The organism is Bradyrhizobium sp. CCGUVB14, assembly GCF_024199935.1.
Classification (GTDB): domain Bacteria; phylum Pseudomonadota; class Alphaproteobacteria; order Rhizobiales; family Xanthobacteraceae; genus Bradyrhizobium.
Map to the genome: position 1 here is coordinate 8,293,762 of NZ_JANADS010000001.1, position 13,013 is coordinate 8,306,774.

Here is a 13,013-nt window from a genome sequence, read left to right on the forward strand (position 1 = left end):
TCTTACGTATTCAACAACACCGCGCCGATCGCAGCCGCGACCGCCTGCTGCGCCGGTTCGATCACGGGCACGCCGATCGCCTCCGCAATCGCCGCGCGATGCGAGGCCATGCCGGCACAACCCATCACCACGACATCGGCGCGATAGTGCGTGACCAGCGCACGACCAGCGTCGATCAACCGGCCGCGGATGTCGGCGCTTGCCGTTTCGGCCGCGCTTGCGCCGACCGACCAGCTTCCGGCATAGCGGCTGTCGACGCCCATCACCCGCGCCATGCGCTGCTGGCGGCGGATGCTCGACGGCGACAGCGCGATCACGCCATAGCGTTCGCCCAGCATCAGCGCACGAAAGATCCCGCATTCGGCGATGCCCATCACGGGGCGTCCACCGGCCGCCTCGCGGACCGCATGCAGGCCGGGATCGCTGAAGCAGGCGAGCACGAAGGCATCCGCATCATCGCGCGTGACGCGAGCGACCAGCGGCATCACGACGCTGTCGGAATCGCGCTGCGAGCTGATGCTTGGCGGTCCCTCGGCAAGACCGACCACCTCGATCTCAGGCCCGCCTGATATCCGCAGCGGCGCGACCGCATCGTCGATCGCCGTCGTCACCGACGCCGAGGAGTTGGGATTGATGACGAGGATGCGGCGACGGGTCATGGCACTCCTCAACGGTTGGCGGCCTCGTGGCGCAGGAAGTTCTCAGCGATCTTCTCGCCGGTGGTGATCCAGACGTCCGGGCACGATTTTGCGTAGGTCAGGAACTCGCGCAGCAGGCGCAGCCGCATCGGACGGCCGCTGCATTGCGGATGCAGCACGGTCGTCACCATAGCACCCCAGTCCCTGGTTTCGTCGAGCTCGTCCTTCCAGATCGAGAGCACGTGCTCCTTGGGGAAGATCGAACGCGGGCTGAAGCGCGCCGACAGGCCGTGCATCCAGTCGTCATAGCTCGCCGTCACCGGCAGCTCGATCGTGCCGGGCTTGCCGTCAGCGAGGCGATGCCGATAAGGCCGCACGTCATCGCGGAACGAGGAGGTGTAGACGATGCCGCGACGCACGAGTGCTGCGCGCAGCTCCTCGGTGAATTCGCCGTATGGCGCCCGATAGCCGGTCGGCTTGACGCCGAGCCGACGCTTCAGCGCCTCGAAGCCGCGCTCCAGCTCTTCCTCGATCCAGGGATCGCCGGGATCCGGCAGGAGATGATGATAGCCGTGATGGCCGATCTCGTGGCCGGCATTGAGGATCGACTCCGCCATCGCCGGATGCGCATCGACTGACCAGCCCGTGACGAAGAACGTCGCCTTGAGATCGAGCTGATCGAGCAGCTCCAGCAGCTTTGGCGTGCCGACGCGCGCCTCGTAGCCGCCATAGCTCATGGTGATGAGCCGCTGGGCGTGCACGGCGTCCTTGCTGGTCCACGCGCTTTCCGCGTCGACGTCGAAGGACAGGAACATCGCCGATGTGTACGGCTTCGGCCAGGGATATTCCGGTGCGGGATCCGCGGTGTTGGCCGGGGTGAGCGGAATGCTCTGGAGGGCCTTACTGTCCAGCATTGATGGTCGCCTTTTCGAGTGCGTTGTCTGTCAGTTTCCACTTGGCAAGCAGGGTCTTGTAGGTGCCGTCGGCGATCAGCGCGTCGACCGCCTCCAGCATTGCCTGCTGGAGTGCCTTTTCCTTGACCGGCAGCGCAATGCCGGTGAACTGCGTTGCGAAGGGATCGCCGACCGGCGCATAGGTGCCCGGCTCGAGATCCATCACATAGGGCAGCGTCTCGTTGCCCTGCACGGCGGCGTCGATGCGGCCCTGCCTGAGCTGCGTGCGCGCATCTGCCGAGCCATCCGTGCCGACGAACTGGATCGGGTTGCTGCCGCAGTTCTTCTGGCTCCACTTGTCGATCTCGGCCGGAAACATGGTCCGGCGGCTGGCGCCGACCTTCTTTCCGCACAGTGCAGCCATGTCCTTGAACTCGGACGCACGGGACTGCTGCACGAAGAATTTTGGGCCGCTGCGCAAATAGTCGACGAAGGAGGCAATGTCGTGCCGGCTCGCATAGTCGGTGAAGCCGGACAGGATGGCGTCCACCCGCCCCGTCGAAATCGACGGCATGAACTCGGCAAAGCTGGTTTCGGTCCATTCGATCTTGACGCCGAGCTTGCGCCCGAGCGCCTCGCCGAGATCGATGTCGAAGCCCGACAGCGCGTTGGTCGCGGGATCGCGGAACTCCATCGGCGGATAGTTCGGCACCAGCGCCACCTTGAGGCTGCCGCGCTTGGCGATGTCAGGCGGCAGCTCGATCGCCCAAGCCTTAGTACCAAGCGCCGAGACGCTCATGGCACCGAAAAGCGCCGCCGCAACGAAAAGTCTTTTCATCAATACGCCCCCATTTCAGATCACAGCCGAAAGAAATGCCTTGGTGCGCTCTTCGCGCGGCGCGCCCAGCACTTCGGACGCGCGGCCCTGTTCGACGATCGCGCCCTGGTCCATGTAGACGACGCGGTCGGCGACCTCGCGGGCAAAGCCGAGCTCGTGCGTCACCACCATCATGGTCATGCCGCTCTTCGCCAGCTCCTTCATCACCGCGAGCACTTCGCCGACGAGCTCGGGATCGAGCGCGCTGGTCGGCTCGTCGAACAGCATCAGCATCGGCTTCATCGCGAGCGCCCGCGCAATCGCGACGCGTTGCTGCTGGCCGCCCGAGAGTTGCGCGGGATACGAATTGGCCTTCGCCGAGAGCCCAACGCGCCGCAGCAGCTCGATCGCCTCGGCGCGGACCTCGTCGGCCTTGCGGCCCTGCACCTGCAGCGGGCCTTCGGTGATGTTCTCCAGCGCGGTTTTGTGCGGAAACAGGTTGAAGCGCTGGAACACCATGCCGGTCTTCAGCCGCTGCCGCCCGATCTCGTTCTCGCTGAGGCGATGCAACCGCCCGCTTTGCTCGCGCACGCCTAGCAATTCGCCATCGAGCCAGATGCCGCCGCTATCGATGACAGCGAGCTGGTTGATGCAGCGAAGCAGCGTGGTTTTGCCAGAGCCGGAGGCGCCGATCAGGCACATCACCTCGCCGGGCCAGACGTCGAGCGAGACGTTCTTGAGAGCCTGAAACTCTCCAAAACTCTTGCTCACCGAGCGGATCGCGACGAGGGGTTTTGTCATCGCGCCAACCGCATGGTGCCGCGTGCAAAACGGCGTTCGAGCAGCATCTGGAGCGGCGTCAGGATCGAGACGACGAGCAGATACCAGAGCCCGGCGACGATCAGCAGCTCGATCACGCGGGAATTGGCGTAATAGATGTTTTCGGCGTTATGCAGCACTTCCGGATACTGGATGACGCTCGCAAGCGAGGTCGCCTTCACCATGCCGATGAACTCGTTGCCGAGCGGCGGGATCACGACGCGCATCGCCTGTGGCAAAATGATCCGGCGCAGCGCCCGCAGCCGTCCCATGCCGATCGCCTGCGCCGCCTCATATTGCCCGATGTCGACCGACAGCATGCCGGCGCGCATGACTTCGGAGGTGTAGGCGCCCTGGTTGATGCCGAGCCCAAGCAGCGCCGCGAGAAACGGCGTCATGACGTCGACGGCGCGCGCGGACCACAGGCCGGGAATGCCGATGGTCGGAAACACCAGCGCGAGATTGAACCACAGCAGCAGTTGCAGAATCAGCGGCGTGCCGCGGAACAGCCAGGTGTAGCCGGCCGCCACCGTCTTCAGCACCGGGTTCGGTGACAACCGCATGATCGCGACGACGATACCGAGAAAGATGCCGAGCGCCATCGCCAGCACGGCCATCACCATGGTGTTGACGATGCCCTCAAGGATCACTTTTGCGGTGATGAAGCGGCTGACATAGGACCATTCGATCTGGCCATTGGCGAAGGCTCGCGCGATCGCCGCCAGCACCAGGACGATCAGGGCTGCGCTGAGCCAGCGAAACCAGTGCGGCTCGCGTGCGATCCGCATTCCCGACAGATCGGGAAAACCTTCCGCGAGTGCCGGGGCCGCCTTCATTGCGGTGCCGCGTTCAGCATGGGCTGGGTCACCGCATTCGCACCCAGACCCCATTTGTCGAGAACTGCCTTGTAGGAACCATCCGCGATCATCACGGTGAGTTTCTCCGTCACGACTTCACGGAGCGCGGCATCGTCCTTGCGGAACATGATGCCTTGATAGCCCTTCGCGAAGGACTCGCCGACGACGCGGTACTTGCCCGGCTCCTGCGTCTGCGCATAAGGCAACGTCTCGCTGCCCTGTACGGCAGCGTCGATGCGGCCCTGCTTGAGCTGGTTGCGAACGTCGATCGAGTTCTCGCCCGGCACATATTGGATGGCTGGCTTGCCGCCCGCCTCGCAATTCTGCTTGCTCCACTTCTCGATCTCGACCGGAAAGCTGGTGCTGCGGGTGGTGCCGACCTTCTTGCCGCAGAGATCGGTCGCGTCCTTGGCCGCACTGTCCGCCATCACGAAGAACTGCGGGCCGGTCGTGAGGTAATCGACGAAATCGGCGCTCTCGCGTCGCGAGGCACGATCGGAGATGCCGGAGATGATGAAATCGGCACGCTTGGTCTGGAGCGAGGGAATCAGCTCGGCGAAGGGTGTCTCGCTCCAGACGATCTTGAGGCCACCGAGCCGCTTGGCGAGTTCGTTCGCGAGGTCGATGTCGAGCCCGACCAGCTCGTTGCTGGCGGGATCACGGTATTCCATCGGCGCGTAGGTGGAATTGACCGTGAGCTTGAGCGTGCCGGCCTGCTTGATCTCCGCCGGAAGCTCCGCGGATTGCGCAGACATCACGGCAGCCAGCGCTGCGAAACCGAGAGAAAGCGAGAGGCGTATCATGTCAGCTCCTTTGCCAGCGCCGTGCCAGATCGTCAGTCCGCGTCGAGCACGGCCGGCTCGATGACGCCGGCGCGCTCGGTGATCACCCTGTATTGCTCGGGCCGCCGGTGGGCGGCGAAATTGAACATCTTGTCCTTGCCCTGACGGCAGAGATCGAGGTCCAGATCGGCGACGATCACCTCGTCGGTCAGGGTCGCGGCCTGCGCGACGATGCGCCCGTTGGGATCGACGATGCAGGAGCCGCCGATCAGGCCCGAGCCGTCCTCGTCACCGGCCTTGGCGACCGAGATCGCCCAGGTCGCGTTCATGTAGGCATTGGCCTGCGTCACCAGCGTCGAGTGGAAGGTGCGCAAGGACGCGTCTTCAGTGCTGCCGCCATTGGGATCATAGGCGGCGGAATTGTAGCCGATGCAGACGAGCTCGACGCCTTGCAGGCCGAGCACGCGCCAGGATTCCGGCCAGCGGCGATCGTTGCAGATCATCATGCCCATGATCGCATGCGCCCATGCCGAGCCGGCACGGAACGCGGGAAAGCCGAGGTCGCCATATTCGAAATAGCGCTTCTCGAGCTGCTGGTAGCGCGCGCCCTCGCGTGGTTCGACCGAGCCCGGCAGATGCACCTTGCGATAGCGGCCGAGAATCTCGCCGTCGCGATCGACCAGGATGGCGCAATTGTAACGGCGGCCTTCGGCGGTCAACTCGGCATAGCCGACATAGAAGCCGACGCGCAGCGCACGCGCACGATCGAACAGTTTTGCCACGGCCGGGTTCGGCATGCCGTGCTCGAAATAGTGGTCGAGCGCATCGCCCTCCAGGAGCCAGCGCGGAAAGAAGGTGGTGAAGGCCAGCTCGGGAAACACCACGAGGCTGGCGCCGCGGCTCGCCGCTTCCTCCAGCATGGCAAGCATTCGCGATAGCGTATGCTCGCGCGTATCGGCTTTCTGCGTCGGCCCCATCTGGGCTGCGGCGGCGCGAAGGACACGAACCAAGACTGCCTCCAATCTGTGCGCAATGCTGCCTCAATGGGCGAATGAACCCTTTGATCCAGCATGCAAATCCGCGACCATTAGGCGCAAGGAGGGCTGCAAAAGCAATTCATCGTGCTATGATGTTTTGGCCCAGAGTATAATCGGCAGTGATATGAACCTGCGCCAGCTCGAGATCCTGCGTGCCGTCATCCGCCATCGCACCACGGTGGCGGCGGCCGACGAGCTGGCACTGTCGCAGCCCGCGGTCAGCAATGCGCTGAAGACGATGGAGGCGCAGGCCGGCTTTGCGCTGTTCGAGCGCGTCAACAACCGGCTGTTTCCGACCGCGGAAGCGATGGCGCTCTACAAGGAGAGCGAAGCGATTTTTGCGCTGCACGCCAAGCTCGAGAACCGCGTCCGCGATCTGCGCGAGAACCGCGCCGGACATCTTGCCATCGTGGCAACGCCGCCGCTCGCCTACAGCATCATTCCCTCCGCGCTATCCGGCTTCCTGCGCCGGCGTCCGGAGACACGCGTGTTCTTCGACGTCAGGCGCTATGAGGGCATCATCGAGGGCGTGCTGAGCCGCGTCGCCGAGCTCGGCTTCGCGCTCGGGTTGACCCATCATCCCGGCATCGCGCATGAAGTGGTGCACACCGGCGAGATGGTCTGCGTGCTGCCGCCACAGCATCCGCTTGCCGACAAGCCGGTGATCTCGGCCGCGGATCTGTCCGGCCTCCCCTTCATCGGGCTCGAGCGCGGCACGCGGCTCGGCGAAGCCGTGCGCGACAGCTTTGCCCGCGCCGGCGCGTCGTTCCAGCCGACAGTCGAGGTGCGCTATTGCAATACGGCCTGCGTGCTCGCGGCCGCAGGCGTCGGCGCCGCCGTGGTCGATCCCTTCTCGCCGCGCCAGAACGGTGGCCACGGCCTCGTGGTCCGGCCGTTCACGCCGACGACGCGCGCGGTCGCCTACATGCTATGGTCGGAAGCCGAGCCGCTGTCGCGTCTGGCCAAGGCGTTTCTCGCCGAGATCCGCAAGGAGAGTGCGCAGTTGGAGCGCACAGCGCCACACCAGCAACATGGGGCAGGAAGCGACTGAGCTTCGCAATCTTTGACCTGAGGGGCACATGGCACGCATCACCATCATCGAGACCGGACAGGTTCCGCCAAAATATCGCGAACAGCACGGCTCGTTTCCGGACATGTTCGAGCGCATGGTCCACGCCGAGGATCCGACGGCTACGGTTGACGTCGTCAGCATCCCGAATGGCGATGCGCTGCCCGATCCGGGCAAGCTCGAGGCCGTGCTGATCACCGGTGCTGCCGCCGGCGTCTATGACGGGCTCGACTGGATCGCACCGCTGGAAGATTTCGTGCGCAGCGCTTACGCCAACAAGACGCCGATGGTGGGCATCTGCTTCGGCCATCAGCTGATCGCACAGGCGCTCGGCGGCACCGTGCGCAAATCCGAGAAGGGCTGGGGCATCGGCCGGCACGTCTATCAGGTGCTGCCGGAGAACGGCGTCGTCGAGGGCGAGGCCGTCGCCATCGCCTGCTCGCATCAGGACCAGGTGATCGAGGCGCCAAACGACGCGCTCACGATCCTCTCGTCGGAGTTTACCCCGCATGCCGGCCTGCTCTACGCCAATGGCGCAACGCTGACCGTACAGCCGCATCCGGAGTTCGACGTGGAGTTCGCGCAAGTGTGCTGCGAATTGCGCGACGGCAAAGCGCCGGATGATGTCGTGGCAACGGCAAGGGATTCGCTGGCGCAGCCGATGGACAACGCGAAGCTTGGTGGAGCGATTACGCGGTTCCTCGCGCGCAAATCTGCCCCCTCATCCTGAGGAGCGGCCGAAGGCCGCGTCTCGAAGGATCGAGGCCCCCGCTGCAGCGGCGGGGCCTGCATGGTTCGAGACGCCGCGTCGCGGCTCCTCACCATGAGGGGTGAGAGCTCAGAACGGATCCGTTCCCAGCCCCGGCACATCCGCCGGCCGCGGCCCGGGCGCGGCCCAGTGGAACCGGCGATCCTTCTCCGCAATCATGATGTCGTTGATCGAGGCCTCGCGCCGCCGCATCAGGCCGTGTTCGTCGAACTCCCACTGCTCGTTGCCGTAGGAGCGATACCACTGGCCGCTCGCGTCGTGCCATTCATACCGGAAGCGCACCGCGATGCGGTTCTCGTCGAAGGCCCAGAGATCCTTGATCAGGCGATACTCCTGCTCCTTCTCCCATTTGCGGGTCAGGAATGCGACGATGGCCTCGCGGCCCTGAAACACTTCCGAGCGATTGCGCCAGCGGCTGTCCTCGGTATAGGCGAGCGAGACTTTCACCGGATCGCGCGAATTCCAGGCGTCCTCGGCCATGCGCGCCTTTTGCGCGGCGGTCTCACGGGTGAAGGGCGGAAGCGGCGGGCGCGACATGATGGCCTCATCGGTTGGTTTGGAGGCGCAATCTATCGCTGCATTTGACGGAGTCGATAGGCCGTGACCTGTCGGCCGATCACTTATCGGGCGATCAGGAAATCAAATCGGCCTTCATCAGAGCGCGGATCGATTTCGGGATCGGTTGCGCCCGGCCGCCGCTGATGAAAGCGACGCGCACCTCGGCCTTGACCAGCACGTCCGTACCGCGCCGCACCTCCTGCGCCAGCATGATGGAAGCACCCTTCACCGCAACCGGCCAGGTCACGACATCGAGCACGTCGTCCATCCGTGCAGGTTTGAGAAAATCCAGATGCATCGAGCGCACGACGAAGGCAAAGCCCGCGCCTTCGGTCTCGGGTTGATCGAACAGCGCCTGCTGCTCGGCACCCATCAGCCGCAGATGATTGGTGCGCCCGCGCTCCATGTAGCGCAGGTAATTGGCATGATAGACGATGCCCGAGAAATCCGTGTCCTCGTAGTAGACGCGGACCTGCATGTGGTGGCGGCCGTCGCGGATCTCGCCGTCGAGATGAGCTGTCACGTCGCGAGCCTCTTCACTTGTCGCTACCGGCCCGTTTTGCGCAAAAACGGCCGGCTGCGCAAGCCGGCTAGGACACAGTTGCCACCGGCGCCCGCCCCAGCGTCACCTCGACGATCTCGGGCGGCACACCGACGCGGACCGGCATGATGCTGCAGCCGAGGCCGCCGGAGATGATGACATCGCACTTCAGCCGGAGATGGCCGTAGACGAGTGGAACGCCGCGCTGCTGCGGAAGCGCCGGCGACCAGCCGAACAGGCGGATCTGACCACCATGGGTGTGACCGGACAGCTGGAGCGCGACACGCGCGGGCACGCGCGTCGCGATATAGGGCTCATGCGCGAGCAGGACGATTGGGGCGTCGTCCGTGACCTTTGCGAGCGTCGCGGTGAGATCGTCAGCACCGAAACGCTGAGCGCGTCCGTAGCGCTGCGACGGCGCATAGGCGAGTTGATCGCCGAGGCCGGCGAGCCAGAACGGGCGCCCATCCTTGGTGAGACGCACGACGTCGTTCTCGTAGACGGGGATGCCAGCCGCTTCCAGCGCACGGTGGGCGACCGTCGGCCCGCGCCCGGCCCGCTGCACGATCTTGTCGTCCCAATAGTCGTGGTTGCCCATGACCGCATGAATACCGAGCGGCGCCTTGAGACCGCTCAGCACCCCCGCCCATTCGCTGGCCGGGATGATGCGCGTGACATGGTGATGACCGGCGACATAGTCGCCGAGCAGCACGATGAGGTCGGCGTTCAGCGCGTTGGTCCGCTCGACGATGGCCTCGATCCGGTCCAGCGACATCCAGGGATCGCAGGCATGGATGTCGGCGATGACGGCGATCTTCAGCGGAAAATCCGTCGGCCATTGCCGCGGCTTTGGATGATAGCGCGTCACGCGCAGCCGCAACACCGGCTCGACGCCGACGCCATAAGCGGCGGTCGAGACGCCGAGGGCGGAGAGACCGCCGATGGAACGGATAAGATGACGCCGATTGATCATGGAAGTCCGCTTCTGATGCACTTGCTTGATGCGGTCGGATTTGAGCGGAATTGGGGTGCGCTTGTGCAGATCGTCTGCACGAGATTACCGGAAGTTCATGACACCGGGACGCTGCGCGTCTGCGCGAGATCAATCGTCGTTTTCGTCGGTGCCGAACAGGCCGAACTGGGCTGCCGCATCGCGCGATGGCTCGGCGATACCGAGATGGCGGAAGGCGTGGGAGGTGAGCAGGCGGCCACGCGGCGTGCGCTGGAGGTAGCCGCACTGAATGAGATACGGCTCGATGATGTCCTCGATCGCATCGCGCGGCTCCGACAGCGCCGCCGCCATCGTCTCGACGCCGACCGGGCCACCGCCGTAGTTCATCGCGATGGTCGTGAGATAGCGACGGTCCATCGCATCGAGGCCGGCCGCGTCGACCTCGAGCGCACTAAGCGCATGGTCGGCAATCTTGCGGTCGATCTTGTCGGCATTGGCGGCCGAGGCAAAATCGCGCACACGACGCAACAGGCGGCCAGCGATGCGCGGCGTACCGCGGGCACGGCGCGCGATCTCGTTGGCGCCATCGGCGCTCATGCCGACATTGAGCACGCGCGCGCCGCGGGTGACGATGCTCTCCAGCTCCTCGATCGTATAGAAGTTGAGGCGGACCGGAATGCCGAAGCGATCGCGCAAGGGGTTGGTCAGCAGACCTGCGCGTGTGGTGGCGCCGACCAGCGTGAACTTCGACAGCTCGATCTTGACCGAACGCGCCGCCGGCCCCTCGCCGATGATGAGGTCGAGCTGAAAGTCCTCCATCGCGGGATAGAGCACCTCCTCGACCGCCGGGCTGAGGCGATGGATCTCGTCGATGAAGAGCACGTCGCGCTCTTCGAGATTGGTCAGGAGCGCGGCGAGATCGCCGGCCTTGGCAATCACGGGGCCTGAGGTGGCGCGAAAGCCGACGCCAAGCTCTTTCGCCACGATCTGCGCCAGCGTGGTCTTGCCGAGGCCGGGCGGACCGACGAACAGCACGTGATCCAGCGCCTCGCCACGCTTGCGCGCCGCCTCGATGAAGATCGAGAGATTCTTGCGCGCCTGCTGCTGTCCGACGAAGTCGGACAGCGATTGCGGACGCAGCGCGGTGTCGCCGACGTCATCGCTGCGGCGTTCGGGCGAAACCATGCGGTTGGCCTTGGGATCGCTCACTTCGCGAGCTCCTTCAGGCCGAGGCGAATAAGCTGCGCCGTCTCGGCATTTTCACCGGCACTGCGCGAGGCCGAGGCAATCGCCGCAGCGGCCTGCGGCTGGCCGTAGCCGAGATTGACCAGCGCGGAGATGGCATCCGCCACCGGGCGCGGCGCGCGCTGCTCGTCGACGGCACCGGCGAGATGCACGACGGCGGGATCGACATTGGCGAAGGCCGGCGCCTTGTCCTTCAACTCGGTGACGATACGCTCGGCGACCTTGGGTCCGACGCCGGGGGTGCGCGCCACGGCGGCCTTGTCACGCAGAGCAATCGCATTGGCGAGATCGGCCGGCGCCAGCGTGCCGAGCACGGCGAGCGCGACCTTGGCGCCAACGCCCTGCACGGTCTGGAGCAGTCGAAACCATTCGCGCTCCTGGTCGGTGCGGAAGCCGAACAGTTTTATTTGATCCTCACGGACATAGGTTTCGATCGAGAGCACCGCTGCTTCGCCGGGCGACGGCAGATGCTGCAGCGTCCGCGCCGAGCAATGCACCTGGTAGCCGACGCCACCGACGTCGAGGACAACATAGTCCTCGCCGTAGGAATCGATCAGGCCCTTGAGCTTGCCGATCATAGTCCCACCACCTTCAGCCTGAGCGCCGCGCTCTGGCGGTGATGGGCGTGAGTAATAGCGATGGCGAGCGCGTCGGCGGCGTCCGCTGACGGCGGCTCGGCCTTTGGCAGCAGGATCTTCAGCATCATCGCGATCTGTTGCTTGTCGGCGTGGCCGGCGCCGACCACCGTCTTCTTCACCTGGTTCGGGGCGTATTCGGCGACAGAGATGCCGAACATTGCGGGCGCCAGCATGGCGACGCCGCGGGCCTGGCCGAGTTTCAGCGTCGCGACGCCGTCCTTGTTCACAAAGGTCTGCTCAACCGCGGCCTCCATTGGAGTGTGATGGGAGAGAACAGCCGTGAGCCCCTCATGGATCGCGAGCAGCCGGCTCGCCAGCGGCAGATCGTCCGGCGGTTCCACCGAACCGCAGGCAACGTAGATCAGGCGATTGCCGTCGGCCTCGATCACGCCCCAGCCGGTGCGGCGCAGGCCGGGGTCGATGCCGATGATGCGAACGGGGTGGCGAATCGGGAGCGCGGTCATGGGCCAGTGATAGCGCTTGGCCCATGATAGCGAAACAGAAACAGAACAGAAGTCCCCGGGAGAAAGGGGCCTGTACCCTACCCGCCCATCTTGGCGATCAGCGCGTCCGAAATCTCGAAATTGGCATAGACGTTCTGGACGTCGTCGTGCTCGTTGAGCAGGTCCATCAGCTTCAAGAGCTTCTCGCCGGTCTCGTCGTCAACGGCGACCGTGTTCTGCGGCTTCCAGATCAGCGCGGCCTTGCGCGGCTCGCCGAACTTGGCCTCGAGCGCCTTGGCGACGTCGCGATAGCCTTCGGTCGAGGCGTAGATCTCGTGTCCGCCTTCGCCCGAGACCACGTCGTCGGCGCCGGCCTCGATTGCGGCATCGAGCACGGCATCGTCATCGGCGACGCTGCGGTCGTATTCGATGATGCCGGTGCGGTCGAACATGAAGGAGACCGAGCCGGTTTCGCCGAGATTGCCGCCAGATTTGGTGAAGAAGGAGCGGATGTCGGAGGCGGCACGGTTGCGGTTGTCGGTCAGGGCCTCGACGATCACGGCGACGCCGCCGGGGCCATAGCCCTCGTAGCGGATCTCGTCATAGTTCTCGCCCTCATTGCCGAGCGCCTTCTTCACGGCACGCTCGATATTGTCCTTCGGCATATTCTCCTGGCGCGCCGCGATGATGGCCGCGCGCAGGCGCGGGTTCATGTTGGGGTCGGGCGTGCCGAGCTTGGCTGCGACAGTGATTTCCCGCGCCAGCTTGCCGAACAGCTTCGACTTCTGGGCATCCTGCCGGCCCTTGCGGTGCATGATGTTCTTGAATTGGGAATGTCCGGCCATGCGTGATCTTCTCTAGGGAATCGTGCGCCAAAGGTGAGCGTGGGAAAGCGCGGCCTTATAGGCCGCCAACCCACCGGAATGAAAGAGCCTCTCATACTTTAAGGTAATAC

Annotated in this window: 16 protein-coding genes; 2 read left to right on the forward strand and 14 right to left on the reverse strand. The window is 64.9% G+C overall.

The window, feature by feature from the left end; genetic code table 11:
• Positions 1–2: 2 nt before the first annotated feature.
• From NLM32_RS38820 to NLM32_RS38850, 7 genes are read right to left on the reverse strand one after another with little or no spacing between them, the layout of a single operon-like run.
• Entirely contained in the window at positions 3–659 is a 657-nt protein-coding gene (locus NLM32_RS38820) for an aspartate/glutamate racemase family protein (RefSeq protein WP_254133946.1), read from the reverse strand.
• Positions 660–667: 8 nt separating this feature from the next.
• Positions 668–1,552: a polysaccharide deacetylase gene (locus tag NLM32_RS38825; RefSeq protein ID WP_254133947.1), complete on the reverse strand. Its 885-nt coding sequence runs from the start codon at positions 1,550–1,552 to the stop codon at positions 668–670.
• Positions 1,539–2,369 carry an ABC transporter substrate-binding protein gene (locus NLM32_RS38830; RefSeq protein ID WP_254133948.1) on the reverse strand — a complete coding sequence of 277 codons (831 nt, stop codon included), beginning with the start codon at positions 2,367–2,369 and terminating at the stop codon, positions 1,539–1,541. The genes NLM32_RS38825 and NLM32_RS38830 overlap by 14 nt, the downstream gene beginning before the upstream one ends.
• Before the next feature lie 15 nt (positions 2,370–2,384).
• Positions 2,385–3,149 carry an amino acid ABC transporter ATP-binding protein gene (locus tag NLM32_RS38835; RefSeq protein WP_254133949.1) on the reverse strand — a complete coding sequence of 255 codons (765 nt, stop codon included), beginning with the start codon at positions 3,147–3,149 and terminating at the stop codon, positions 2,385–2,387.
• On the reverse strand, positions 3,146–4,003 hold the full coding sequence (locus tag NLM32_RS38840) for an amino acid ABC transporter permease (protein ID WP_254133950.1): 858 nt from the start codon (positions 4,001–4,003) through the stop codon (positions 3,146–3,148). Before NLM32_RS38840 ends, NLM32_RS38835 begins: the two co-directional genes overlap by 4 nt.
• Positions 4,000–4,827, reverse strand: a complete 828-nt coding sequence (locus NLM32_RS38845) for an ABC transporter substrate-binding protein (RefSeq protein ID WP_254133951.1) — start codon at positions 4,825–4,827, stop codon at positions 4,000–4,002. The genes NLM32_RS38840 and NLM32_RS38845 overlap by 4 nt, the downstream gene beginning before the upstream one ends.
• Positions 4,828–4,859: 32 nt before the next feature.
• The gene (locus NLM32_RS38850) at positions 4,860–5,816 is read right to left on the reverse strand and encodes an N-carbamoyl-D-amino-acid hydrolase (RefSeq protein WP_256568334.1); all 957 of its coding nucleotides are present in this window, start codon (positions 5,814–5,816) and stop codon (positions 4,860–4,862) included.
• A 151-nt stretch (positions 5,817–5,967) separates the two neighbouring features.
• On the opposite strand from NLM32_RS38850, the gene NLM32_RS38855 reads away from it, so the two are divergent.
• Together NLM32_RS38855 and NLM32_RS38860 are read left to right on the forward strand one after the other, a co-directional pair.
• Positions 5,968–6,894 (forward strand): LysR family transcriptional regulator, encoded by a 927-nt coding sequence (locus tag NLM32_RS38855; protein WP_254133952.1) that lies wholly within the window; start codon positions 5,968–5,970, stop codon positions 6,892–6,894.
• Between the two features lie 28 nt (positions 6,895–6,922).
• The gene (locus NLM32_RS38860) at positions 6,923–7,642 is read left to right on the forward strand and encodes a type 1 glutamine amidotransferase (RefSeq protein ID WP_254133953.1); all 720 of its coding nucleotides are present in this window, start codon (positions 6,923–6,925) and stop codon (positions 7,640–7,642) included.
• Positions 7,643–7,750: 108 nt separating this feature from the next.
• Here the strand turns inward: NLM32_RS38860 and NLM32_RS38865 are convergent, their stop codons facing one another.
• From NLM32_RS38865 to NLM32_RS38895, 7 genes are all read right to left on the reverse strand, one after another.
• The gene (locus tag NLM32_RS38865; RefSeq protein ID WP_254133954.1) at positions 7,751–8,218 is read right to left on the reverse strand and encodes a nuclear transport factor 2 family protein; all 468 of its coding nucleotides are present in this window, start codon (positions 8,216–8,218) and stop codon (positions 7,751–7,753) included.
• A 94-nt stretch (positions 8,219–8,312) separates the two neighbouring features.
• Positions 8,313–8,762: a tol-pal system-associated acyl-CoA thioesterase gene (ybgC, locus tag NLM32_RS38870; RefSeq protein WP_254133955.1), complete on the reverse strand. Its 450-nt coding sequence runs from the start codon at positions 8,760–8,762 to the stop codon at positions 8,313–8,315.
• Between the two features lie 67 nt (positions 8,763–8,829).
• Positions 8,830–9,753, reverse strand: a complete 924-nt coding sequence (locus tag NLM32_RS38875; RefSeq protein WP_254133956.1) for a metallophosphoesterase — start codon at positions 9,751–9,753, stop codon at positions 8,830–8,832.
• 129 nt (positions 9,754–9,882) lie between these two features.
• Positions 9,883–10,917, reverse strand: coding sequence for a Holliday junction branch migration DNA helicase RuvB (ruvB, locus tag NLM32_RS38880; RefSeq protein ID WP_256568640.1), 1,035 nt, complete (start codon positions 10,915–10,917; stop codon positions 9,883–9,885).
• 20 nt (positions 10,918–10,937) lie between these two features.
• Positions 10,938–11,555, reverse strand: a complete 618-nt coding sequence (ruvA, locus tag NLM32_RS38885; RefSeq protein ID WP_254133958.1) for a Holliday junction branch migration protein RuvA — start codon at positions 11,553–11,555, stop codon at positions 10,938–10,940.
• Positions 11,552–12,079 carry a crossover junction endodeoxyribonuclease RuvC gene (ruvC, locus tag NLM32_RS38890; RefSeq protein WP_254133959.1) on the reverse strand — a complete coding sequence of 176 codons (528 nt, stop codon included), beginning with the start codon at positions 12,077–12,079 and terminating at the stop codon, positions 11,552–11,554. Before ruvC ends, ruvA begins: the two co-directional genes overlap by 4 nt.
• Before the next feature lie 77 nt (positions 12,080–12,156).
• Positions 12,157–12,903, reverse strand: a complete 747-nt coding sequence (locus tag NLM32_RS38895; RefSeq protein WP_254133960.1) for a YebC/PmpR family DNA-binding transcriptional regulator — start codon at positions 12,901–12,903, stop codon at positions 12,157–12,159.
• Positions 12,904–13,013 lie beyond the last annotated feature (110 nt).

What these genes read in the sequence shown, in the direction of transcription:
- NLM32_RS38855 (WP_254133952.1), top strand. Translation starts at nt 5,968, where the DNA reads ATGAACCTGCGCCAGCTCGAGATCCTGCGTGCCGTCATCCGCCATCGC.
- NLM32_RS38830 (WP_254133948.1), bottom strand. Translation starts at nt 2,369, where the DNA reads ATGAAAAGACTTTTCGTTGCGGCGGCGCTTTTCGGTGCCATGAGCGTC.
- NLM32_RS38845 (WP_254133951.1), bottom strand. Translation starts at nt 4,827, where the DNA reads ATGATACGCCTCTCGCTTTCTCTCGGTTTCGCAGCGCTGGCTGCCGTG.
- ruvA (WP_254133958.1), bottom strand. Translation starts at nt 11,555, where the DNA reads ATGATCGGCAAGCTCAAGGGCCTGATCGATTCCTACGGCGAGGACTAT.
- NLM32_RS38840 (WP_254133950.1), bottom strand. Translation starts at nt 4,003, where the DNA reads ATGAAGGCGGCCCCGGCACTCGCGGAAGGTTTTCCCGATCTGTCGGGA.
- NLM32_RS38865 (WP_254133954.1), bottom strand. Translation starts at nt 8,218, where the DNA reads ATGTCGCGCCCGCCGCTTCCGCCCTTCACCCGTGAGACCGCCGCGCAA.
- NLM32_RS38835 (WP_254133949.1), bottom strand. Translation starts at nt 3,149, where the DNA reads ATGACAAAACCCCTCGTCGCGATCCGCTCGGTGAGCAAGAGTTTTGGA.
- NLM32_RS38825 (WP_254133947.1), bottom strand. Translation starts at nt 1,552, where the DNA reads ATGCTGGACAGTAAGGCCCTCCAGAGCATTCCGCTCACCCCGGCCAAC.
- NLM32_RS38860 (WP_254133953.1), top strand. Translation starts at nt 6,923, where the DNA reads ATGGCACGCATCACCATCATCGAGACCGGACAGGTTCCGCCAAAATAT.
- NLM32_RS38895 (WP_254133960.1), bottom strand. Translation starts at nt 12,903, where the DNA reads ATGGCCGGACATTCCCAATTCAAGAACATCATGCACCGCAAGGGCCGG.
- ruvC (WP_254133959.1), bottom strand. Translation starts at nt 12,079, where the DNA reads ATGACCGCGCTCCCGATTCGCCACCCCGTTCGCATCATCGGCATCGAC.
- ruvB (WP_256568640.1), bottom strand. Translation starts at nt 10,917, where the DNA reads ATGGTTTCGCCCGAACGCCGCAGCGATGACGTCGGCGACACCGCGCTG.
- NLM32_RS38875 (WP_254133956.1), bottom strand. Translation starts at nt 9,753, where the DNA reads ATGATCAATCGGCGTCATCTTATCCGTTCCATCGGCGGTCTCTCCGCC.
- NLM32_RS38820 (WP_254133946.1), bottom strand. Translation starts at nt 659, where the DNA reads ATGACCCGTCGCCGCATCCTCGTCATCAATCCCAACTCCTCGGCGTCG.